The organism is Brevibacillus sp. TJ4 (genome assembly GCF_044627595.2).
Lineage (GTDB): Bacteria > Bacillota > Bacilli > Brevibacillales > Brevibacillaceae > Brevibacillus.
Window position 1 is genome coordinate 2,583,571 of the sequence record NZ_CP185865.1, and the last position, 21,115, is coordinate 2,604,685.

The 21,115-nt window shown below is 54.9% G+C and carries 23 protein-coding genes and 2 riboswitches; of the genes, 8 read left to right on the forward strand and 15 right to left on the reverse strand.

Going from position 1 to position 21,115, the window contains the following annotated elements; all coding sequences use genetic code 11:
* Nucleotides 1-5 precede the first annotated feature (5 nt).
* From spoIIIAB to ACAF76_RS12660, 4 genes are all read right to left on the reverse strand, one after another.
* The gene (gene spoIIIAB / locus ACAF76_RS12645; protein ID WP_400163910.1) at nucleotides 6-524 is read right to left on the reverse strand and encodes a stage III sporulation protein SpoIIIAB; all 519 of its coding nucleotides are present in this window, start codon (nucleotides 522-524) and stop codon (nucleotides 6-8) included.
* Complete coding sequence (gene spoIIIAA / locus ACAF76_RS12650) at nucleotides 512-1,474, reverse strand: stage III sporulation protein AA (RefSeq protein ID WP_400163911.1); 963 nt, start codon at nucleotides 1,472-1,474, stop codon at nucleotides 512-514. The genes spoIIIAB and spoIIIAA overlap by 13 nt, the downstream gene beginning before the upstream one ends.
* 222 nt (nucleotides 1,475-1,696) lie before the next feature.
* A complete protein-coding gene (locus ACAF76_RS12655) occupies nucleotides 1,697-2,194 on the reverse strand; it encodes a CD1247 N-terminal domain-containing protein (protein ID WP_400163912.1) in 498 nt (165 codons plus the stop codon).
* Between the two features lie 91 nt (nucleotides 2,195-2,285).
* Nucleotides 2,286-2,549, reverse strand: coding sequence for a YqhV family protein (locus ACAF76_RS12660; RefSeq protein WP_400163913.1), 264 nt, complete (start codon nucleotides 2,547-2,549; stop codon nucleotides 2,286-2,288).
* Nucleotides 2,550-2,700: 151 nt separating this feature from the next.
* On the opposite strand from ACAF76_RS12660, the gene ACAF76_RS12665 reads away from it, so the two are divergent.
* The 3 genes from ACAF76_RS12665 to ACAF76_RS12675 are packed head-to-tail and all read left to right on the forward strand — an operon-like array spanning nucleotide 2,701 to nucleotide 4,733.
* Complete coding sequence (locus ACAF76_RS12665; RefSeq protein WP_400163914.1) at nucleotides 2,701-3,522, forward strand: phosphosulfolactate synthase; 822 nt, start codon at nucleotides 2,701-2,703, stop codon at nucleotides 3,520-3,522.
* On the forward strand, nucleotides 3,513-4,229 hold the full coding sequence (locus tag ACAF76_RS12670; protein ID WP_400163915.1) for a 2-phosphosulfolactate phosphatase: 717 nt from the start codon (nucleotides 3,513-3,515) through the stop codon (nucleotides 4,227-4,229). The genes ACAF76_RS12665 and ACAF76_RS12670 overlap by 10 nt, the downstream gene beginning before the upstream one ends.
* A 42-nt stretch (nucleotides 4,230-4,271) precedes the next feature.
* The gene (locus tag ACAF76_RS12675) at nucleotides 4,272-4,733 is read left to right on the forward strand and encodes a DUF441 domain-containing protein (protein ID WP_400163916.1); all 462 of its coding nucleotides are present in this window, start codon (nucleotides 4,272-4,274) and stop codon (nucleotides 4,731-4,733) included.
* A gap of 42 nt (nucleotides 4,734-4,775) precedes the next feature.
* Here the strand turns inward: ACAF76_RS12675 and efp are convergent, their stop codons facing one another.
* From efp to ACAF76_RS12695, 4 genes are all read right to left on the reverse strand, one after another.
* A complete protein-coding gene (efp, locus tag ACAF76_RS12680; RefSeq protein ID WP_400163917.1) occupies nucleotides 4,776-5,333 on the reverse strand; it encodes an elongation factor P in 558 nt (185 codons plus the stop codon).
* A 41-nt stretch (nucleotides 5,334-5,374) separates the two neighbouring features.
* Nucleotides 5,375-6,445, reverse strand: coding sequence for a M24 family metallopeptidase (locus tag ACAF76_RS12685; protein WP_400163918.1), 1,071 nt, complete (start codon nucleotides 6,443-6,445; stop codon nucleotides 5,375-5,377).
* Between the two features lie 45 nt (nucleotides 6,446-6,490).
* Complete coding sequence (gene aroQ / locus ACAF76_RS12690; RefSeq protein ID WP_400163919.1) at nucleotides 6,491-6,937, reverse strand: type II 3-dehydroquinate dehydratase; 447 nt, start codon at nucleotides 6,935-6,937, stop codon at nucleotides 6,491-6,493.
* A gap of 148 nt (nucleotides 6,938-7,085) precedes the next feature.
* Nucleotides 7,086-7,592 carry a YqhR family membrane protein gene (locus tag ACAF76_RS12695; protein WP_400163920.1) on the reverse strand — a complete coding sequence of 169 codons (507 nt, stop codon included), beginning with the start codon at nucleotides 7,590-7,592 and terminating at the stop codon, nucleotides 7,086-7,088.
* Between the two features lie 99 nt (nucleotides 7,593-7,691).
* On the opposite strand from ACAF76_RS12695, the gene ACAF76_RS12700 reads away from it, so the two are divergent.
* Entirely contained in the window at nucleotides 7,692-8,627 is a 936-nt protein-coding gene (locus tag ACAF76_RS12700) for a DUF1385 domain-containing protein (RefSeq protein WP_400163921.1), read from the forward strand.
* A gap of 46 nt (nucleotides 8,628-8,673) precedes the next feature.
* The gene (locus tag ACAF76_RS12705; protein ID WP_400163922.1) at nucleotides 8,674-9,030 is read left to right on the forward strand and encodes a hypothetical protein; all 357 of its coding nucleotides are present in this window, start codon (nucleotides 8,674-8,676) and stop codon (nucleotides 9,028-9,030) included.
* 61 nt (nucleotides 9,031-9,091) lie between these two features.
* Here the strand turns inward: ACAF76_RS12705 and ACAF76_RS12710 are convergent, their stop codons facing one another.
* Nucleotides 9,092-10,024 (reverse strand): patatin-like phospholipase family protein, encoded by a 933-nt coding sequence (locus ACAF76_RS12710; RefSeq protein ID WP_400163923.1) that lies wholly within the window; start codon nucleotides 10,022-10,024, stop codon nucleotides 9,092-9,094.
* 94 nt (nucleotides 10,025-10,118) lie between these two features.
* Nucleotides 10,119-10,553: a transcriptional regulator MntR gene (gene mntR, locus ACAF76_RS12715; RefSeq protein WP_400163924.1), complete on the reverse strand. Its 435-nt coding sequence runs from the start codon at nucleotides 10,551-10,553 to the stop codon at nucleotides 10,119-10,121.
* Between the two features lie 236 nt (nucleotides 10,554-10,789).
* Between mntR and ACAF76_RS12720 the strand changes: the two genes are divergently transcribed.
* Both ACAF76_RS12720 and dat read left to right on the forward strand, forming a co-directional pair.
* Entirely contained in the window at nucleotides 10,790-11,806 is a 1,017-nt protein-coding gene (locus ACAF76_RS12720) for a hypothetical protein (RefSeq protein WP_421616747.1), read from the forward strand.
* Nucleotides 11,807-11,978: 172 nt separating this feature from the next.
* Nucleotides 11,979-12,830: a D-amino-acid transaminase gene (gene dat / locus ACAF76_RS12725; protein ID WP_400163926.1), complete on the forward strand. Its 852-nt coding sequence runs from the start codon at nucleotides 11,979-11,981 to the stop codon at nucleotides 12,828-12,830.
* Between the two features lie 60 nt (nucleotides 12,831-12,890).
* Here dat and ACAF76_RS12730 read toward each other — a convergent pair whose 3' ends face one another.
* The 5 genes from ACAF76_RS12730 to gcvT form a co-directional block, all read right to left on the reverse strand.
* Nucleotides 12,891-13,721, reverse strand: a complete 831-nt coding sequence (locus ACAF76_RS12730) for a biotin/lipoate A/B protein ligase family protein (protein ID WP_400163927.1) — start codon at nucleotides 13,719-13,721, stop codon at nucleotides 12,891-12,893.
* 62 nt (nucleotides 13,722-13,783) lie between these two features.
* Nucleotides 13,784-14,851: an undecaprenyldiphospho-muramoylpentapeptide beta-N-acetylglucosaminyltransferase gene (locus ACAF76_RS12735; protein WP_400163928.1), complete on the reverse strand. Its 1,068-nt coding sequence runs from the start codon at nucleotides 14,849-14,851 to the stop codon at nucleotides 13,784-13,786.
* Between the two features lie 134 nt (nucleotides 14,852-14,985).
* The gene (gene gcvPB, locus ACAF76_RS12740) at nucleotides 14,986-16,455 is read right to left on the reverse strand and encodes an aminomethyl-transferring glycine dehydrogenase subunit GcvPB (protein ID WP_400163929.1); all 1,470 of its coding nucleotides are present in this window, start codon (nucleotides 16,453-16,455) and stop codon (nucleotides 14,986-14,988) included.
* Nucleotides 16,448-17,800 (reverse strand): aminomethyl-transferring glycine dehydrogenase subunit GcvPA, encoded by a 1,353-nt coding sequence (gene gcvPA / locus ACAF76_RS12745; protein WP_400163930.1) that lies wholly within the window; start codon nucleotides 17,798-17,800, stop codon nucleotides 16,448-16,450. The genes gcvPB and gcvPA overlap by 8 nt, the downstream gene beginning before the upstream one ends.
* A gap of 42 nt (nucleotides 17,801-17,842) precedes the next feature.
* Entirely contained in the window at nucleotides 17,843-18,946 is a 1,104-nt protein-coding gene (gcvT, locus tag ACAF76_RS12750) for a glycine cleavage system aminomethyltransferase GcvT (protein WP_400163931.1), read from the reverse strand.
* Between the two features lie 92 nt (nucleotides 18,947-19,038).
* A riboswitch (glycine riboswitch) is annotated at nucleotides 19,039-19,151 on the reverse strand.
* Nucleotides 19,152-19,245: riboswitch (glycine riboswitch) on the reverse strand.
* 133 nt (nucleotides 19,246-19,378) lie between these two features.
* Between gcvT and ACAF76_RS12755 the strand changes: the two genes are divergently transcribed.
* A complete protein-coding gene (locus ACAF76_RS12755) occupies nucleotides 19,379-21,088 on the forward strand; it encodes a DEAD/DEAH box helicase (protein WP_400163932.1) in 1,710 nt (569 codons plus the stop codon).
* Nucleotides 21,089-21,115 lie beyond the last annotated feature (27 nt).

Here is a 21,115-nt window from a genome sequence, read left to right on the forward strand (position 1 = left end):
TCGCATTAAAACATCAGGATGACGACCAACAGACCACCCAGAAAGCCGAGACTCTTGTACATTTTTTCGTACTTCGCCTGCTCCAGGCGGGCTTCTTCCTCAAGTCCGCGCAGGTGCGTGACAGCCAGGCGCAAATGCTTTTCCTGATCTTCCCGGTCGGAGGAGCCAAGCACGAGTCCGAGGCTGGCCAGCACCTCTTTTTCCTGTTTGCGCAGCGACGTGTGCGGCCATTGTCGCTCCATTGCCAGTTGCAGCGCTTCCTCCGCCGACTGCGCCCGCTCGGTCTCCAGCATTTCCGCCGCCAGCAAAAACAGCTTGCCGACCACGGCGTCTACGCGTTTGCCGACTTTGACAAAAGCGCGGGACAAGGGCGTCATGCCGTATACGATCTCCGTCTCCAGCATTTGCAGTGCCACCAACAGCGCGCGAATCTGCAACGGGCGTCTCGCGTAGGAGCCGCTGATCTGCCAGCCGACCATCGACGCAGACACGAGGACCAGTACCGCTCCGATCAGCTTGAGCATGTTGCGCGCTCCTTCGTCAGCGGTTGCAGGCTCTGGTCGTAGACAGCCTGGATCGTGCCGACACCGTTAGCCCGGCTGAGCACGATGTAGCGGGCAAAAGCGCCGTGACGGATCAGCTTGCCCAGCATCGGACGCTGTGCTACTTCACTCACTTCCGCGCCGTGTGCCGAGCAAATGACCGCCACGCCGGCGTGAATCGCTTCCCAGACGGCATCGCCATCCTCGGGGCGTCCGATTTCGTCTACGATCAACACATCAGGCGACATCGAGCGAATCAGCATCATCATGCCGACGGCCTTGGGGCAGGCATCCAGCACATCGGTGCGCGGGCCAACATCCCGCTGCGGAACCCCCTGCAAGCAGCCGGCCAGCTCGGAACGCTCGTCCACAATGCCCACCTTGCGACTGGAGGCCCACTCGCTTCCGTAGCTGATCGTTCTCGCCATGTCGCGCAAAAGCGTCGTCTTGCCGCACTGCGGCGGGGAAATGACCAATGTATTGAGCAGCTTGCCGCCCGCAAACAGATACGGCATGACCGCGTGTGCCACACCCTTTTTCTCGCGGGCGATCCGGATGTTGAAGCTGGTCACATCGCGGATGCCCTTTACTTCCCCTCGATCCAGCACGACCTTGCCGGCAATTCCGATCCGATGTCCTCCGACGACGGTGATGTAGCCTCGTCGCAATTCCTCTTCCAGCGCATACAAGGAGTGCTGGCTGATTTGATTGACCAGCTTGAGCGCCTGCTCGGCGGTAAATATCCAGCCGTTGCTTGCGATCGAAGTCAGGTGCCCGCTGGCCGTGACGTAGCTGGTTTGATGTCCGTAGCGAATTTCCATGGGCTGGTTCTGTCTGAGCCGAATCTCTTCCAATTGCTCTGCAACGGTGGAGGGTAGGGCGGCCACGATGCTCCTGACAGATGCCGGCAAAAGCGCCACTATCTCTTTCAAGGCAAATGCCCTCCTCTTTGATCGAATACAACCATGTGCGCGAATGTGGTGCAGCCTTTGTCCACATAGGCTTATCTCCATCCTATGCGAGAGTGGACGAGGATTATGCTAGAAAAGCAGGGACAAAAGCGCAGCCGGGCATGAAAAATACCTGTCCGCAAGCACACATTCATGCTCGTGAACAGGTATCAGAGTAAAGTCACGTCCTGTATGGATTGCCCGTCAAGTCGGGTTGACGGGTTCTAGGTCAGCGCGGCTTTCCAGTGATTCGACCACGTAATGGGTGTACCCGTCATCATCGACGCCTTCATGCAAAAAGATCACTTCCTGGCAGTTGGGGCATGTAAATTCATACGTCGTGTCGAGGTGTTCATCATCTGCCGTTTCGTACACGCGTGCGTCTTCGTCATCATCGAGATCGGCGTACTCGTCGTACAACTGGTCTCGCACCAGGCAATCGTCGTCGTCAATCGTTTCGTACAGCTCGTCGTCGTCTTCAAACAACAAGAGTTCCACATCCTGCAAATCCTCGTCGATCGCTTCCAAATAATCCTCGCTTTCCTCCACACGCACCTGCAATTCGTGGATGTGCGCGTGCATCTCGTCGAGAACATCGATCATTTCCGCAATCAATTTTCCTTCCGAACTCTGCGCATTCACGTCAAAACCGTCTGCCAGGCCGCGCAAATAGGCGATCCGGCTATCCAGCGAGTCGCGCATGTCCACCCCTCCTTATGTTTTCACATCTAGCTGATATCATTCCCAAACGAGAGGCGAATTACCAGTGGAATCTTGGCACCAAAACAGACTGCTATTTGCGCACTCCGATCAAAATGCATGTGATTCCCAGCAGAATCCAGGCAATCTTGGCAAAGCTGAGACGATCCGAGATGCCCAACAGACCGATTGCGGTTGTCGCAATGAGCACGAACGGACCTACGATGGCCAAGCCTGAGTTGATGAGAAGTGCTTTTTCCACCTGATTTACTTTTAAAATGAGCAAGGCGGCAATCAGCTCCAAGCTGCCGGAAATCATCCGCAGGACAGCCATGCCCAAAATTGCTTTTTCCCACATCGAACCTCGTCCCCCTTCCCTACCACTGTATGCTTGGCCCCCTGCGTTTCAGCACTGCTCCCTGGGCAAACGCCTAGGGAAGTCGGGTCACTCCTTCTATCGCCTGGGCATAGACTGGGGTAAATGCGTTGAGGAAATGAGGAATATCACGATGCCAGAAACAACAGATTTCACATGGCCAGCCGCGTGGAGCGATCCTTCCGGCCAGCGCTCTGAAAAGCCGCGCACAACGGGAATCACCATGGTGATTGACAAAGGAGCGGGCTTGTTGGCGTTCGCCGACTCCCTTGAACTGGGAGCGCCTTATATCGATATATGCAAGCTCGGGTTTGGGACATCGGCTCTCTACCCTCCTGCCCTTTTGCGAAGAAAGCTCGGGATTGCCAAGCAGCACGGACTGCAGATCATGCCCGGCGGCACGTTTTTTGAGATTGCCCAGCGACGTGCACCCGTGGACGAGTACATGAAAAAGCTGGCCGCCCTCGGCTTCAATGCAGTCGAGATTTCAGACGGTACATTTCCGCTTTCACGAGACGAGCGCGAGAAAGCGATCCACAGTGCTCGCGAAGCAGGTTTGACCGTGTTTACCGAATACGGCAAAAAAGCGGCCCGTTACAAGGCGGAGCGCGATGAACTGCTCGCCACGCTGCAAGCGGATGTGCAGGCTGGAGCCAGCTATGTGATCGTGGAAGCACGGGAAAGCGGAACGGTAGGCGTGTTTGACAAAGACGGGAAGATGGATACCAGCTTTATCGAGGAGGTCGCAGAGGCCGCGGGGAATTTGCGGCACAAGCTGATATGGGAGGCACCACAGAAGGAGCAGCAGGTGACGCTGCTGCAAGTGTTGGGCAGTAACGTCAATTTGGGCAATATCGCGTATACGGATGTACTCTCCCTGGAGACGCTGCGGCGGGGATTGCGCGGCGATACGGCTGCCAGCTTCGCGGGCAAGGAGCGGGAATCGTGCGAATAGAAGTTGTGCCGACTGTAGAAGAAATACGTGCTGAGCAGATTACAAACCGCGTCGTCATCGTCATCGACGTACTGCGCGCCTCCAGTACGATTGTGACTGCCTTGGGGAACGGATTTGCCGCCGTGGTTCCGGTGGAGACAACCGGACAGGCGAACGCATTGCGCACAACGGATGTCTGTCTTGCCGGGGAGCGCCACTGCCGCAAGATTCCCGGCTTCGACTTCACCAACTCGCCGACCGAGCTGGCTGCACAAACCGCAGCCGGGCGCCAGCTCGTCCTGACGACGACGAACGGCACGCGGGCGATCCAGAAAGCGGAACGGGCTGCCCATGTGCTGATCGGCTGCTTTCTCAATGCTACTGCCTGTATCACCCACGCGCTTTCCAAACAGCTCGACATTACCTTGTACTGCGCCGGTACGCGCGGAGAATTTGCCCTGGAGGACGGTCTGTTGGCAGGGCTGCTGATCAGCCTTGCGGAAAAGCGCGTTGCCTCGCTTCAGCTTTGCGATCTGGGAAAAGCGCTGCAGGCAAGCTACCTGCATCTGGCCGACAGACTGCCCGAGCTGTTGCCGCTGACGACGACGGGAAAACGGCTTGTCTTGCATCGACTGGCGGACGATCTCGCCTACTGCGCACAAGTGGACCGCTATGCGCTGGCCCCCTATGTGACACAGAAACGCATACTCCCACACCTTGTCTCATAAAGTGAAAGGAGAACAGGGACAAGGACAGGGGTTATGATGCCGATGATGTCTGGAGAAGTGATGCTCGTCATCCTGATCATTATAGGATTAATTGGCCGCTCGCCAATCATCGCCACGGCAGCCAGCATACTGCTGATTCTCAAGCTGACTGCCCTCGAGCGCTTCTTTCCCGCGGTCGAACGGCGCGGGCTGGAGTTGGGACTGTTGTTTTTGACCATATCGGTGCTCGTCCCGTTTGCCAGCGAAAAGATTTCCTGGCGCGACATTACTCCGCTGTTTACGACAGTGATCGGCCTGATGGCTCTCGCAGGGGGAGCGCTGGCCACCTGGATGAATGGCAAGGGGCTGGATTTGCTGCGCACCGAGCCGCATATGATCGTCGGTCTTGTCATCGGCTCTATCATCGGCATCGTCCTGCTGCGCGGCATCCCGGTGGGACCGCTGATGGCGGCAGGGATTACGGCGTTGATCCTCAAGCTGTGGCAATGGTTGGGAGGGAATTAAAAAAAGCTGCCCCTCAGGGAGCAGCTTTTTTTGTCAATGCCATTACGCACGAGAAACGTACGCCTCTGTACGCGTATCGATGATCAAGCGGTCGCCTTCCTCGACGAACAGCGGCACGTTGACCACAAAACCGGTTTCCAGCGTCGCTTTTTTGGTCACGTTGGAAGCGGTATCGCCTTTTACGCCTGGCTCACATTCCGTAACGACGAGTTCAACCGTGTTCGGAAGCTGAATTCCGATTGTTTCCCCGTTGTACTGCATGATTTGCACGTTCATGTTTTCCTTGAGGAAGCGGAGTTCACGCTCGATTTGGTTGCGGCTGAAAGTAAGTTGCTCGTATGTTTCGGTGTTCATAAATGTGTAGTCATCACCGCTCGCATACAGGTACTGCATAGTGCTCGACTCGATGCGCGCAGGGTTTACTTTTTCGCCACCGCGGAACGTCATTTCCGTCGTGTTGCCGTTGCGCAGGTTGCGCAGTTTGGAACGTACGAATGCCGCCCCTTTACCTGGCTTCACATGCTGGAATTCCAGAACTTGGTAAATATTTCCATCTACTTCGATTGTCAAGCCAGTCCGAAAATCGTTAACAGAGATCATGATAGTCCTCCCAAATCAATCAGTAACAAAAATAGTATAAATTACACCGGCAAAATGAGCAACTCTTTCGTCGTCTTGTTCAATACCTCATGTCCGTCGGCGGTAATCAGCACGTCATCCTCGATCCGGACGCCGCCAAGACCCGTAATGTAGATACCCGGCTCCATCGTGACCAGCATCCCCGGCTCCAGCACGAACTGACTTGCCGCCGAAACGTGGGGCAGCTCGTGCACTTCCAGGCCCAGTCCGTGTCCGGCACTGTGTCCATACGCATCACCGTAGCCTGCCTGGGTGATCAGATCACGTGTCGCTGCATCGGCTGCCTTGCACGTATTGCCCGGCTGCAAAGCCTGCAACCCCGCCAACTGCGCGCGCAGCACGACATCGTAGATTTCCCTCATCTTGGGATGCGGCTCTCCGACCGAGACTGTACGGGTAATATCCGAGTTGTAGCCTTGGAAAGCGGCACCGAAATCCATCGTCACCATCTCGCCAGCCTGAATTACCTTTTCCGTAGCTCTTCCGTGCGGCAGCGCGCCACGCGGCCCCGAAGCGACGATCATGTCGAACGCAGAGCCGGTCGCTCCTTGCTTGCGCATGAAAAACTCCAGCTCCATCGCCACGTCAATCTCGCGCACACCCGGCCTGATGTAGCCTTGAATATGCTCGAACGCGGCTTCGGCAATGCGCACCGCTTCTCTTATGATCACCATTTCCGCTTCGTCTTTGTACATGCGGATTTTTTCCACCAAGCCGTTTGTCGGGAGCAACTCGACATCGGCGAACGCCTTGCTCCAATCCTGGTAGGTCTGGAACGAGACGCTGCTTTCAAAAGCAAGACGCGATACGCGCTGCTCCTTGAGCAGGTTGGCGATCGCCTCGACCGCTTTGCGCTCGTTGTTGACGATTACAAAATCCGGCGCCTGTTCAGCCGCCTGCTCCACATAGCGAAAATCGGTGACCAGAAAAGCCTGGTCTGCAGTCACGACTACCGAACCGGTCGAACCGGAAAAGCCGCTCAAGTACAGTCGGTTTTCCGGCTTCTCCGTAATGAACGCTTCTGCCCCGATCTTCTCCAGTTCTACGCGCAGTTTTTCCAAACGTCCACTCACAGCCAATCTCCCCTTTTCATGTGCGTGTTTCCATCATTGTTCCCGTTAGCGGCTGGCTTTAATTTTGCGTACCAGCGCCCGCAACGCCCATTCGTATCCGTCCGAGCCAAGCCCGACGACCTGCCCCATGACGATCGGCGCGATGACAGATGTATGGCGGAACTCCTCCCGTGCATGCACATTGGACATGTGAATTTCGATCGTCGGCAGCATGACACTGGACAGTGCATCGCGCAATGCGTAACTGTAATGGGTAAACGCGCCCGGATTGAAGACGATGCCGTCATGCACGCCTTTTGCCTGGTGGATCGCGTCTATCAGGACGCCTTCGTGATTGGACTGGACATGCTCCAGCTTGCCGCCCAGCTCCTCCACCATGATTTTGTTCAAAGAAGCGACGATATCCTCCAGAGTCTGGCTGCCGTATACCTCTGGTTCGCGTTTCCCGAGCATGTTCAGATTCGGTCCGTTCAGCAATAGGATTGAAACCACCGCGCATCCCTCCCGCATTTCAGCAAAAAATTTTTTATTTCATAAAAATAGACAGGCATTAGAAATTTCAACACGCAGCCGCGATCTCCTGTCTGCCTGTTGCAAAGATTTTGACGCATTGCCAAAAAGGGATGGGACGCCATCCCGCTTACAGATCGGATCGTTCCAGCGACAAGGTCATCCCGACAAACAAGCCATAGGTGAGAAACCAGGCTGCTTCCGAAGCGACTGTCGCCATCTTCCACTCCGCCATGTCAAAGAAAACACCAAACACCACGAGCAAAACCGCTCCGTACAGCAAACCATGCCACCAGACGCGGGATCGGCTGAACAACAGCGAATACACCAGCGAAGCGAGGAAGCTGGCGACGAGCATTGCCAGCAATCCGAGCAAGATGGCAGGAAACGTCCTGATCCCGGCTGTGTTCAAAAAGAAATTTCGGGCAAAAGTCCCCAGGCCGTAGGGTGTAAAATGAAGGAAGTGCATCACCAAGCGACCGATCCCCCAAAACACCGTTCCCCAAAAGGCTACCTCCATCAATTTGACTGCTGAAATCCGGTTCGATCCTTGCTTTGTCCGCTTTTCCCCCGATTCTCTTACCTTGGTCATTTCCACGATTGGATCACCTCGGCAGTAGTATGTGCCGACTGCCATCTTTTCACTACCATATTCCCCCCGTGGCGATTTCCGTGAACTCTTGTGGATTCAAGACTCTTTTTCCGCTAATATAAGAGGTAAGGATGGTGATACACGTTGTCGCAACAAACAGTACCGAACTACGGTGGGCAGGCTGTAATTGAAGGCGTTATGTTCGGAGGAAAAACGGTAACAGTTACGGCTGTGCGCACAAAAAATCAGGAGATCGAGTATTTCGAGGCCCCTCGTACAGAATATACATGGGTTAAGCCGTTAAAAAAGATTCCGATCCTGCGCGGGCTGGTCGGTTTGATCGAAGCCAGTGCCAACGGAGCCAAGCATCTCAACTTCGCATCCGAGCGCTACAGCATGGATTCCGATGAGGAAGTGACAGAAAGTCCATCCAAGCTGACTTTGATTCTCGGAGTCGCGGTCGTCGGCGTCTTGTCGTTCTTGTTCGGCAAATTCGTCTTCACGCTGGTTCCGGTCTTTCTCGCCGATTTTCTTCTCGGCAAGTGGGTGCCGGATGGTACACCGCAAACGATTGCCGAAGGGATTATCAAAATCATTCTGCTTTTGGCGTACATCACCGCGATTGCCCAGGCGCCGATCATCAAAAGGCTGTTTCAGTACCACGGCGCTGAACACAAAGTGATTAACGCGTTCGAGAAAGGGCTAGAATTGACAGTAAAGAATGTACAGTCCACTTCTACCCTGCATTATCGCTGCGGCAGCAGTTTTTTGATCTTCTCGGTCATCGTCGGTGTCGTGATCTATTCTCTCTTCGACTACCAGTCGTTGACAGAGCGGGTCGTCCAGCGCATCGTCCTTCTGCCGCTCGTAATCGGCGTCTCCTACGAGGTGCTGCAGATTACCAACAAGCTGCGTGATATCCCTGTTCTGCGCTACCTGGGCTACCCCGGTCTGTGGCTGCAAAAAATCACCACACGCGAACCGGATGACAGTCAGGTAGAAGTGGCGATCGCCTCCTTCCTGAAAATGCGCGAGCTGGATGAGAAGCACGTGCAGGAAAAAATGGCGACGACCGGTTGACGTCTGACGTAAGGCAATCTTTTACATCCCATTGAGGTGAAGCCCTATGTTCCGCCGTATTCCGCCAGTCATTATGATCGTTTTGCTGCTTGCCATCTACGGTTTTTTGGTGACGCTGTTTGCCGATCCGATCAAAACGCTGATCATCATTGCTTTGTCTGTTTTGCTGTACGTGGGCATCAGTAACTACCTGCGATACGGTACCTTTTTCCCGCGCAGCAGCAATCCGTCAAAAAAGCTGAACCAACCGAGGCCCAAAGCGCAACAGTCCTATCGTTACGGCGCCAAAAAACAGAGCAAGCCGGCGCGAAAAAATCATCCCTTTCGCGTCATCAATGGGAGCAAGCGAAAGCAAGAGGAAAAGTCTAGCAGCGAGGATTCACCAAACAACCTCAGTCAGTAATCCACATCCAAAAAAACAGGCTGCCACTGCTCGCAACGGCTGCCTGTTTTTTTGCTTTCCACTAGACGAGGATTCGCGGTCCGGACTTTCGCCGGTATACTTCCACGTACTCGCGAAAATTCCAATGGTTCAAAAATCTGCGCGCCGACTCCTGGCCGGATTCGTACAATTTCTTGCGCACCTCCAGCGTCATGTGGAAATCCGTCGCCCGTACTCCCAGCGTATCGATAAAAATGGTGCGAATCGCATGCGCCTTTTCCACAAACCTGCGATCGTGCGCATCGAGCATCGTCGTAATCAGGCCCCGGGTGAGAGAGAGCAGACCGGAAATCCGCGCCTCCTGCTGCAATGCCTGCTTATCCTGCAACCGAAAGCCGATCGTCGGCCACTGGGGAACGCCCGGGACGTCAAACAGCCAAATCGGGTAGTTGCTTAGCAGTCCGCCGTCGACGATGTAGTGCTGGACACGGTCTTTTTTCAACTTCACCGGCTGAAAAAAGAACGGGATGGACGACGACATGCGAACTGCGCGGGCAATCGAAAAATTTTCGGGAGGCAGATCGTACTCGACCAGGTCATCGGGCAAAACGACCATCTTCCCGGCACTGATGTCAGAGGCAATGATGCGCAGCTTGCCCAAAGGCAAGTCGCCAAACGTACTCACCCGCTTTTTCTTCAACAGATCATCGATAAACAGCTCAATCCGGTCGGCCCGATACAATCCATCGTGAAAAAACAGCTCGAAAACAGGCCCGATATAGGGAAGGCGGCCGATCCCTTTGTTTTGCAGCAAGTAGAGGTAATCCAGCTCTTCGAGAATTTCTTTCAGCTCGTAGCTGTTGTATCCCGCACTCACCAGGGCTGCGACGATGGAGCCAGCAGATGTGCCCGCGAGCTTCTCCCACGTGTACCCGTTCTCCTCCATCACCTGCAGGGCGCCGACCAGAGCGATGCCTTTTACGCCGCCGCCTTCGAAGACTGCGTCAGCCTTCATCTCTCCACCTCCGTATCATCCCTCCTTATCAATATAGAGTGACAGCTTTTCCCTTACGACAAGAGAAAAGACGCTGACCCGAGGGCCAACGCCTTTATTCCAATTCTTCTTTTTGTTCGTCTTCCAGCCGGATTCGCTGCAATTCGCCAATCCTGCTCGGGTCAGCCTGAAAATACTGCACCAGATATTCGATACAGGTAATCGACTCCCAGCTCAAATGATGCTCGATCCCCTCCACATCCTGGTAGATGTGGCTTTCGTCCACGCCGATGATCCTCATAAACTCTTCCAACAAACTGTGCCGATCCACCAGGCGTTTCCCGATCTTCTTCCCTTTCGGGGTCAGCACCAGACCGCGGTACTTTTCGTAAATCAGGTATTTGTCTTTGTCCAGTTTTTGAACCATCTTTGTTACCGAAGAGGGATGCACTTCCAACGCTTCGGCGATATCGGAGACACGGGCGTAGCCCTTTTCCTCGATTAAGCTGTAGATTCGTTCCAAATAGTCTTCCATGCTAGGCGTCGGCATGGGAATCCCTCATTTCCAAACCGTATTTCGGACGTGCAAATGGACACGTAAAGTTATCATACCGTGCAGTGAGAATGATTTGCAAGAAAAACCTGTCCCATTGGCAGCTTTTCTCCACGATTTGTCTGGATTTTGTCGTGCAGCATCCGGGGGCTTTGTGTTTTTGTGTTCCCCGGTTCTGAACGAGTCGGCTGTGCTCATACACTTGTACCAAGTTGGAGATAAGGATGATGCCTATGGACAAAAATACGTGGCCCATTGCCCTCCTGTTCGCCGGGGCTGCGGTCGGCGGCTCGTACTTGAGCGGCTACGAGTGGCTGCGCTTTTTCGCCTTTTTCGGCACATGGGGAGCGATCGGCATCGTGTTGACCGGAATCGGACTTGCCTGGTTCGGCTCTACCGTTCTTGCCTATTGCCATCGCCACCAGATCGGTTCGCTCCATGAGCTGATCTGCCGCTGGTTCAACGAGGCGGTTGCGCCGGGAATTTCCGTTCTCACCCACCTGCTGTTGCTCAGCTACGCCGGAGCGATGATCGGCAGTTTCGTCTTGCACCTGACAGGCGGGACGTTTACGTGGCTGTTTGTGTTCGTGATCGTGCTGGCTGCCGCCCTCCTCTTGCTGCGCGGATGGACGCTGCTTGTTTCAAGCGCTGCCCTTTCCCTGGCAGGCGGCTTTCTGCTGTTTGCCCTGCTTTTTTTGGAACAACGCCACGTGCCCATCCCCTCACTCGGGTATCAGCTCAACGGATATTGGATCATCCACGCCCTCTCGTACCTGGGCCTGCACAGCCTGCTTTGCCTGATGCTGACGATTCCTCTGGCGAAGCGTGCGAGAGGGGAAGCGACGGTGCGCTTCGGGGTCTACGCGGGGAGCGCCGGCTTTCTCGTCTTCGCATTGCTCGGTCAAGCCGTGCTGCTCGCGCACTGGCACGATGTGCACAACACGCTGACACCTGTGACTGCGATCCTGGAACGGCTCTCTCCATTAGGAAGCTGGCTGCACGCCCTGTTGTCCCTGCTGCACATCGCGGTAATCGCAGCCGCACTGGTATTTGCCCTGGCACAGCCCTTGTCGAAGCGCCATCATCTACAGCTTGTCCCACTTCTTTTGCTTCTCTTTGGGTTCATCCTGGTCTTCGCCCTGCTGGCAACTGCCTTCCCGTCGAGCTTCACCTTTATCGCGACCGGGGCAACCTATTGCGGCTTTCTTTTGCTGGTCCGCGCACTGTTTTTGCAGCGCAAGAGCCCTTGAACGAAAATCGTGGTTTGCCACCGATGCTTTCGATATGAATTATCTTTATACTTGCACTGTTTGATTCAAAAAATGATTGATACTCAATTTCCTGATTTCAAATTGACCGTTCTGTAGCGATTTGCTAATGTGGAAGCATCACAAGCAGGTACGATTCAAGGAGGAAAAAACGATGCTCTACGTAGATGGAAAATGGGTGGAAGAAGGACTGGCAGCAGTTGATCCAGAAGATCGCGGTTATAATTTTGGCGATGGCGTGTACGAGGTAATCCGCATCTACAAGGGCAAACTTTACATGTGGGATGCTCACATCGAACGCATGTACCGCAGCGCTCGGGAAATCAAGATGGAGCTGCCGTGGAGTGCAGCCGAGCTGCGCGAGGTCGCAGAACAGTTGATGGACAAAAATCCCGACGAAGCTAAAGACGACGCAATTATTTACATGCAAATCTCCCGTGGGGCCACTCCTCGTGTTCACGATATTCCGGCTCAATCCAAGCCCGTGCTGATGGCTTTTGTCAGAAAAAAAGAACGCCCTGTAGCCGAGCAAAAGAAAGGTTTGACCGCGCATCTGATCGAGGACGTGCGCTGGCTGCGTTGTGACATCAAATCGCTGAGCCTGCTCGGAGCCGTCCTGGTAAAAGAATACGCCAAGGATGCAGGTGCCCATGATGCCATCCTCCACCGCAACGGGGTCATCACCGAATGCAGCGCGTCCAATCTGTTCGTTGTCAAAGACGGCGCTTTGCATACACACCAGGCAGACAATCTCATCCTGCACGGCATCACCCGGCAAATCGTCATCGACCTGGCAAAAGCAAACGGTATTCCCGTCCACGAGAATGCCTTTACCATCGACTTTTTGATGCAAGCCGACGAGGTATTCCTGACCAGCACGACACAGGAAGTCATGCCTTTTGTCAGCGTAAACGGGCAAGCGATCGCAGACGGTAAAGTCGGCTCTGTCACGCAAAAGCTGCAAGCGTTGTTCGAACAGCATATCGACGCTGAAGTTCTCGTATAAGCCAATAAAATCCAATCCCTCAAAAAGCGGATTGGATTTTTTCTTTGGCTGCACTTGTTCTCATCGGCGCAAATTCCATTCTTCAGTAGCGTAACGCGTTCGCGCCAGCTCCTCTGCCAGCTCCAGCTCTTCTGCGGTCAATTCGGACGGGACGAGCTCGATCTCAAGTCCGCTGGCAAAGCCACGCCCGAACGCCTCTATCGCTTCCTCCAGTCCGATCGGGCGGCTGCTGACCTCGTTGATCGTCACCGCTTTTTGCCGGAAGCTGTCCATCATCCGCTGCTTGAGTCGCTCGGATGAAAAATGGAGCAAGGAAAACAGCAGCTCCACGTCCATATCGAGCAAAATCGAGCCGTGCTGCAGGATCACCCCTCTTTGCCGGGTCTGGGCGCTGCCGGCTACTTTTTTCCCTTCGACGACCAGCTCATACCAGGAAGGGGAATCAAAGCAGGCAGATGAACCGGGAGAGCTGTACTTCTCCTTTTCCTCTTCACTCGCCAGCGACACCATCTCCGCTTGCAGGCCGAGATTTTGAAAACCGTGCAACAGTCCCATGCTGATTACCTTGTACGCCTCGGTCACGCTGGAGGGCATGCGCGGATGATCCTCCGATACGATGACGCTGTATGTAAGCTCCTTGTCATGCAGGACCGCCCGTCCACCGGTAGCGCGGCGCACAAAGCCGAGGCCCTGTCTGTCGACTTCCTCCAGATTGATCTCCTTGAGCGCCTTTTGGAAATAGCCGATGGACAGCGTCGCCGGGTTCCAGGTGTAAAAACGCACGGTCGGAGGCACCTTTTTCTCCGCGTGCATCTGCAAGATTGCCTCGTCCACGGCCATGTTCATCGCCGGAGACATCGATTTCGTAACGATATATCGCCATGTTTCCATGAGCGTCCCTCCCTGGGTTAAACAAGTTAAGTTTCGTTAAACTTTTTTTCATTTCAAATGATCTATCGGCGAGCTGTCTTGATGAGGTGCAGCAATTCTGCCAAAACGTCCCGCTGCTCCATCTTTCTCATCGAGTTCAACATGTCCGTTCGCTGATGCCAAAGGTTGTCGACTGCCTGCCTGAAGCTGAAGTCATCCAACTCCTCCTCCATCAAAACGTGGCATAACCCTTGTTGCTCAAAAGAGCGTGCATTCAAGATCTGGTCTCCCCGGCTGGCTTCTTTGGACAAGGGGATCAAAAGCATTGGTTTTTGCAGGGCAAGATACTCAAAAATCGCATTGGAGCCGGCACGCGAGACGACCACATCGGTGATTGCCAAAAGATCAGGCAGTTCTTCGTTGACGTAGGCAAACTGCTTGTAGCCTGGTTGTTCCAGCCTCTCATCCACCTGTCCGCTGCCGCATAAATGCACTATTTGAAAATGGGCAAGCAGTTCCTCTAAATTGTTTCGTATCGCCTGATTGATCCGTGCCGATCCGAGACTGCCGCCAGCGACAAACAAGACGGGCTTCTGGGGGCGAAAACCACAAAGCGCATACCCGCGCTCTTTTTTCCCACGCTTCAATTCTTCACGGACGATTGCCCCGAGATGAATCCCCTTTCCTTTTGGAAGATGGCGAAGAGTATCGGGGAACGTCGTGCACACGATTTGAGCGAATGGGATAGCCAATCGATTGGCCAGTCCGGGCGTCAAATCAGATTCATGGATGACGACTGGAATTCCGTTGAGCCAGCCTCCCATTACTGCCGGCACACTGACAAAACCGCCTTTGGAGAAAATCACATCCGGACGCCACGTACGAAAAAAGCGGTACGCCTGCCAGACACCTTTGCCGATACGAAACGGGTCCGTCGCGTTTTTCCAATCGAAATAGCGGCGAAGCTTCCCTGCGGAGATTGCCTCATAGCGAACGGATGGGAAGTCAGTCAGCAAATCTCGCTCGATTCCATTTTCCTGGCCGAGGTACGCGACCTCCCAACCCTCCTCCAGAAAGTGAGGAATGCAAGCGAGGTTGACCATTACATGGCCGGCAGAACCCCCACCGGTAAACGCAATCCGCTTTCTCATGCGCACCCTCCTTCCACTCGTCTCATCCACCTGGCCTTCTCCCCTCATCATACCACGAAATCGTGGACCAAGAGGAAGTTTGCGAGTGGCGAAAAAGCCGCCCGTGTGTACAGGCGGCTTTTCGTGCTTCGCTATTACTGCTGCGGCTGGTAGCGCAGGATCGGTTTTCGTGCGGCTGTCGCCTCGTCCAGTCGTTTTACCACCGTGGTGTGTGGCGCTTCCTGTACGATTTCCGGGTTTTCCTCGCACTCCCGGGCGATTTGCAGCATCACTTCGATAAACTCATCCAGTGTCTCTTTTGTCTCCGTCTCGGTCGGTTCGATCATCATGCACTCATCCACGATCAACGGGAAGTAGATAGTCGGCGGATGATAGCCGAAGTCCAGCAAGCGCTTGGCGATGTCCAGCGTACGCACGCCGAGCTTTTTCTGGAGAACGCCGGAGAGGACGAATTCGTGCTTGCACACTTGATCGTACGGCAGCTTGTAGGCGGTTGCCAGTCTGCGCATCATGTAGTTGGCGTTGAGTACGGCGTTTTGCGAGACTTGCAGCAAGCCCTCCGGCCCCATCGTGCGGATGTAACTGTAGGCGCGGACGAGAATACCGAAGTTGCCGTTGTAGCCTTTTACGCGACCGATCGATTGCGGGCGCTCCTGATCCCAGTAAAATGTTCCGTCCTCGCGTTTGGCCACGATCGGCTTTGGCAAAAACGGCTCCAGTACCTTTTTGACGCCGACCGGACCAGCTCCGGGACCGCCGCCGCCATGGGGACCGGTAAACGTCTTGTGCAGGTTCAGGTGGACTACGTCAAAGCCCATGTCACCCGGACGGGCAATGCCGAGAATGGCATTCGCATTGGCACCGTCATAATACAGCAAGCCGCCTGCCTCATGGACGATTTCTGCCATTTCCACGATGTTTTCTTCGAACAGGCCGAGCGTGTTCGGGTTGGTCAGCATCAGTGCTGCGGTGTCATTGCCAACAGCCGCACGCAATGCTTCAATATCGACCAGGCCGCGCTCATCGGACGGGATCGTCACCGTCTCCAGCCCTGCCACGGCAGCAGAAGCCGGGTTCGTTCCGTGTGCCGAGTTGGGCACGATGACCTTGGTGCGATGTCCTTCTCCACGGCTTTCATGGTAGGCGCGGATCATCATCAGTCCGGTCCACTCGCCTGCTGCTCCGGCAGCCGGTTGGAGTGTCACCGCATCCATGCCGGTGATGGCTGCCAGCTCTTCCTGCAGATTGTAGAGCAGCTCCAGTGCCCCCTGCACGCTCTCTTCCGGCTGGTATGGGTGAATCTGCGCAAACCCGGGATAACGGGCCACATCTTCATTGATTTTCGGATTGTATTTCATCGTACACGAGCCAAGCGGATAAAAGCCGTTGTCTACCCCGTGATTGCGGCGGGACAGCTCGGTGTAGTGTCTGACCAGCTGCAGCTCGGATACTTCCGGCAGCTCGGCTGGCGCTTCGCGGATCAAATGCTTGGGCAAAAGGCTGGCAACATCCGTCTCGGGAACGTCCAGCTCAGGCAGATTGTAGCTTACACGCCCTGGCTTGCTCAGCTCAAAAATCAACGCTTTTTCCTGATCGTTACGCACGTGTGATCGCCTCCAATTCCCGCACCAATGTGTCGATCTCGTCTTTTGTCCGCAGCTCGGTCACCGCGAGCAGCATGTGTCCGGCATATTCGGGAAAGTCGATGCCCAGATCGTAGCCGCCGATGATGCCAGCCTTCAGCAGCTCCTGATTGACTTCCGATACCGGTTTGCCCAGCTTCACGGCAAACTCGTGGAAGAACGGCGCGTCAAACAGCACGTCGAAACCTTTCTCCCGGAACGCCTGTCTGGCGTAATGCGCTTTTTGCAGGTTCATCATCGCCATCTCCTGCACCCCTTGCTTGCCGAGTGCAGTCAATGTGATCGAGGCGGCGAGTGCCAACAGCGCCTGGTTGGAACAAATGTTGGATGTCGCTTTCTCGCGGCGGATATGCTGTTCACGGGCTTGCAGGGTCAGTACGAAGCCGCGTTTGCCGTTTTCGTCCTTGGTCTGTCCGACGATGCGCCCCGGCATTTTGCGCATCAGTTTGGACGTGGTGGCAAAATACCCGCAGTGCGGTCCGCCGAAGGAAGCAGGGATTCCGAACGGCTGCATGTCACCCGCGACGATGTCAGCGCCCAATTTCCCCGGTGCCTCCAAAATGCCCAGCGCCAGCGGATTGGACGAAACGATCATCAGTCCGCCCTTTCCGTGGACAACCGGTTCGAGAGCCGCCAAATCTTCTACGTTTCCGAAGAAGTTGGGGTACTGGACGACAACTGCCGCAGTCTGGTCATCGATCATCGTTTCCAGTGCTTCCAGGTCGGTGACTCCGTCAGCAGTCAGTCCGACTTCGACCAGCTCCACGCTTTGCCCGTGTGCGTAGGAAGCCAGCACAGCGCGCGACTCAGGGTGTACGGCGCGGGAGACGATGACTTTTTTCTTGCCTGTATGCCCTGCTGCCATCATCGCCGCTTCTGCCAGCGAGGTGGCTCCGTCGTACATCGAGGAGTTGGCGACTTCCATGCCCGTCAGTTCACAGACCATCGTCTGGTATTCAAAAATCGCTTGCAGCTCCCCTTGGCTGATCTCCGGCTGGTACGGAGTGTAGGCGGTAAAGAATTCGCCGCGCAGCAGCATGTGGTTGACGGTGCTCGGGATGTAATGCTGGTAGACGCCCGCACCGAGAAAGTTGATGTGTGTGCTGAAGTTGACGTTTTGATTGGAAAGACGGGTAAAGTAACGGACCAGCTCCGGCTCGGAGAGTGCTGGCGGAATTTGCAGTTCTCCTTTGAAGCGAACCTCCTCCGGAATATCGGCAAACAGCTCCTCCACACTGGAGATGCCAAGCGCCTCCAGCATCTCGCGCTTGTCCTGGTCAGTTTGCGGCAGGTAGCGGTATTTCACGGGTGTTGTCCTCCTTTATGAGATGGTTTTCGATTTGGCAGCTTACGGTTTCGGACGCTTGTAAAAGGGCGTCGCGACGACTTGGGCCCGCAGGCGTTTGCCGCGAATCTCCACTTCCAGTTGCGTACCCAGCGCGGCATGCTCGCTTTTGATCAGGGCAAGCCCGACATTCTTTTTCAAGGTCGGCGACTGTGTACCGGTGGTCACCTCGCCAATCTTTTCCTCGCCGGCATAGACCGGGTAATGCGTCCGGGGAATTCCCCGATCGATCATTTCGATCCCGACCAGTTTGCGCGTAGCACCGTTTTCCTTTTGCTCTTTCAGCGCTTCCTGCCCGATGAACGGCACTTCTTTGTCCGTTTTGACAGCAAAGCCGATTCCCGCTTCGATCGGGCTGATCTCACGAGTCAGTTCCTGACCGTACAGCGGCAGACGCGCCTCGAAGCGCAGCGTGTCGCGAGCACCCAGGCCACATGGCAAAAGTCCGTCTTCCGCTCCGGCAGCGAGCAGGCGATCCCAAAGCTGCTCTGCCTTGTCCGCCTCAAAGTACAGTTCGAAGCCGTCCTCACCTGTGTAGCCGGTACGGGAGACGAGTGCCGGAACACCGTCCACGAGGACATTTTGCTCAAAACGGAAGACGCCGATTTGCGACAAATCCGTCTCGGTCAGTTTTTGCAGAATCTGTTCCGCAAGCGGTCCCTGGATGGCGAGCTGCGCAACCCGATCGGAGATATTTTCAATCGTTACACCGTCGATTCGATGCTCCTGCAGCCAGGCGACATCCTTCTCGATGTTCCCCGCATTGATTACCAACAAATAGTGATCGTCAGCCAGTTTGTACACCAGCAGATCGTCCACCGTGCCTCCGTCCGGGTAGCAGAGCACGCTGTACTGCGCCTGCCCGACGGCGAGCTTGGATACGTCATTGGTGGTGACGCGTTGCAGGTAGGCAAGGGCATTTTCCCCCTTTACATCCACCTCGCCCATGTGCGAGACGTCAAACAGTCCGGCCTTGGTGCGTACCGCTTCATGCTCCTGGCCGATGCCGGAGAACTGCACGGGAAGCTCCCAACCGCCGAAATCGATGGTTTTTCCTCCGTACCTGGCGTAGCTTGCAAAAAGTGGCGTTCGTTTCAGATTGGACATAAACAGCGCCTCCGAAAAGATATTTGGAAAAGGAACAAAACACAAAAAAGACAGAAAAAAGAAAAACGGGCATGCGCATAAAAAGCTCCCGTTTCTCCTCCTCTGTCCTTGGTACCTGAGAGTTGCCTTGCCGCAGCCGGACGAATCGTCAAAGGCCGGGCAAGTTTCCCCTTTGGTGGCTCGCATCGAGCTCTCTCCAGAGTTGCGTCCAGTAGCGGTACTTTTGCCTGAGAGATTCACCGTCACCGGCTTGCTCCTTCGGCGCTGCTGCAAGAGCAGTCTCTCCCTGCTACTATCATTCGCGGTGGATACGTGATCATACATAAGTTTTTCATATAATTCCATACTAGGTAAGAACGTCAACTTTATCCTACCATGAGAGTCGGCGCTTGAAAACCTACAATTTACAAGAGCATGTAAGGAGTACACGATATGCTGAATGTTCCGGTCTCATTCGATACATCCTGGATCGACGAGCTGGCTGCGCGCATGCAGGAAGACGGTCCATGGGACAGATGGGAGATGTTCAGGCTGGCTTTGGAGGCGGAAGAGGCAATGGCTGTCCGCGATTTCGACCAGTTGCAATGTCTCAAATACTTGCCGCATCTCACCCCGTTCCCTCATCAGTTGAGCACAGCAGAACGCGTGTTGAACGAAATGCGCGGGCGGGCCATCCTCGCTGACGAAGTCGGGCTGGGAAAAACGATCGAAGCAGGACTGATTATGAAGGAGTATCTGGTCCGAGGCCTGGCGAAAAAAATTTTGATCCTCGTCCCCGCTTCCCTGGTCATCCAGTGGACCAAGGAACTCAATCAAAAGTTCGGCATCCCTGCCGTGGCGCAAAAAAAAGAGTACATGTGGCGCCAGCACGAGGTCGTCGTGGCTTCGATCGATACTGCCAAACGGGACCCGCACCGCCGCCACGTCCTCGATATTGACTACGATATGCTGATTATTGATGAAGCCCACAAATTAAAAAACAAGCGGACGCGCAACTACCAGTTCGTCAAGGAGATTCGCAAAAAATACTGCCTGCTGTTGACCGCGACTCCGATCCAGAACGAAATGGACGAGCTGTACAACCTGATCAACCTGCTCAAGCCGGGACTGCTCGGCCATACGAACGCGTTTTCCAGCAACTACGTGGAAGGCAAGCGGCAAGCGAAAAACAACGATCAGCTGCGAGCCGAGATTGAAAAAGTGATGATCCGCAACAAACGCAGCGACGGCGGAATCCAATTTACCAATCGCCGGGTGCAATCCGTCCCGATCGAGCTGACCCCGGAGGAGATGGCGCTCTACGACGGCGTAACGCGTTTTGTCCGCGACCAGTATCACTCCGGCAAGGGCGGATTCAACTCGCTTGCCTTGATTACGCTGCAGCGCGAGGTTTGTTCCAGCAAGGAAGCCGCTTTTATGACGCTGTACAACATGCACCAGCGAACACCTGAAGACTCTCCCCTGCGCGAGCAAATCGTCGAGCTGGTCGAGCTGATCAAGCGTATCGACACACATTCCAAGGCAGCGAAGACAGTCGAACTGATCCAGAATATCAACGACAAAGTGATTATTTTCACCGAGTATCGGGCGACGCAAAACTATCTGCAAAAATATCTCCACGAGCACGGGATCACCTCGGTGCCGTTTCGCGGGGGGTTCAAGCGCAGCAAAAAAGACTGGATGACCGACTTGTTCCAGAATCGGGCACAGGTGCTGATCGCCACGGAAGCCGGCGGCGAAGGGATCAACCTGCAGTTTTGCAACCAGGTCATCAACTACGATATGCCCTGGAACCCGATGCGCGTAGAACAGCGGATCGGTCGCGTCCACCGCCTCGGCCAGAAGCGCGACGTTCACATCTACAACCTGTCGACTTCAGGTACGATCGAGGAACATATTTTGCGGCTGCTGTATGAAAAGATCGACCTGTTTGAGATGGTCATCGGCGAACTGGACGACATCGTCGAGCGACTGAATCTGCAACAGTCGCTGGAGGAAAACCTCGTGCAGATCATCATGGATTCTAGCAGCACCAGGGAAATGGCGGTCAAGCTGGACAACATGGGCCAAGCCATCTGCGCCGTTCAGGCGATCCGCCAGGGCAAGCAGATCCGGCCGATCGGAGAAGCAGTCGAAAAATAAGCGTGAAGGTGAAAGGAGGGTTCCTTC

Bases quoted from the DNA above. Each gene is read 5' to 3' on its own strand.
- spoIIIAB (WP_400163910.1), bottom strand. From the start codon at position 524: ATGCTCAAGCTGATCGGAGCGGTACTGGTCCTCGTGTCTGCGTCGATG.
- ACAF76_RS12655 (WP_400163912.1), bottom strand. From the start codon at position 2,194: ATGCGCGACTCGCTGGATAGCCGGATCGCCTATTTGCGCGGCCTGGCA.
- ACAF76_RS12660 (WP_400163913.1), bottom strand. From the start codon at position 2,549: ATGTGGGAAAAAGCAATTTTGGGCATGGCTGTCCTGCGGATGATTTCC.
- ACAF76_RS12665 (WP_400163914.1), top strand. From the start codon at position 2,701: ATGCCAGAAACAACAGATTTCACATGGCCAGCCGCGTGGAGCGATCCT.
- ACAF76_RS12675 (WP_400163916.1), top strand. From the start codon at position 4,272: ATGATGTCTGGAGAAGTGATGCTCGTCATCCTGATCATTATAGGATTA.
- efp (WP_400163917.1), bottom strand. From the start codon at position 5,333: ATGATCTCTGTTAACGATTTTCGGACTGGCTTGACAATCGAAGTAGAT.
- ACAF76_RS12695 (WP_400163920.1), bottom strand. From the start codon at position 7,592: ATGGCAGTCGGCACATACTACTGCCGAGGTGATCCAATCGTGGAAATG.
- ACAF76_RS12705 (WP_400163922.1), top strand. From the start codon at position 8,674: ATGTTCCGCCGTATTCCGCCAGTCATTATGATCGTTTTGCTGCTTGCC.
- ACAF76_RS12710 (WP_400163923.1), bottom strand. From the start codon at position 10,024: ATGAAGGCTGACGCAGTCTTCGAAGGCGGCGGCGTAAAAGGCATCGCT.
- mntR (WP_400163924.1), bottom strand. From the start codon at position 10,553: ATGCCGACGCCTAGCATGGAAGACTATTTGGAACGAATCTACAGCTTA.
- ACAF76_RS12720 (WP_421616747.1), top strand. From the start codon at position 10,790: ATGGACAAAAATACGTGGCCCATTGCCCTCCTGTTCGCCGGGGCTGCG.
- dat (WP_400163926.1), top strand. From the start codon at position 11,979: ATGCTCTACGTAGATGGAAAATGGGTGGAAGAAGGACTGGCAGCAGTT.
- ACAF76_RS12730 (WP_400163927.1), bottom strand. From the start codon at position 13,721: ATGGAAACATGGCGATATATCGTTACGAAATCGATGTCTCCGGCGATG.
- ACAF76_RS12735 (WP_400163928.1), bottom strand. From the start codon at position 14,851: ATGAGAAAGCGGATTGCGTTTACCGGTGGGGGTTCTGCCGGCCATGTA.
- gcvT (WP_400163931.1), bottom strand. From the start codon at position 18,946: ATGTCCAATCTGAAACGAACGCCACTTTTTGCAAGCTACGCCAGGTAC.
- ACAF76_RS12755 (WP_400163932.1), top strand. From the start codon at position 19,379: ATGCTGAATGTTCCGGTCTCATTCGATACATCCTGGATCGACGAGCTG.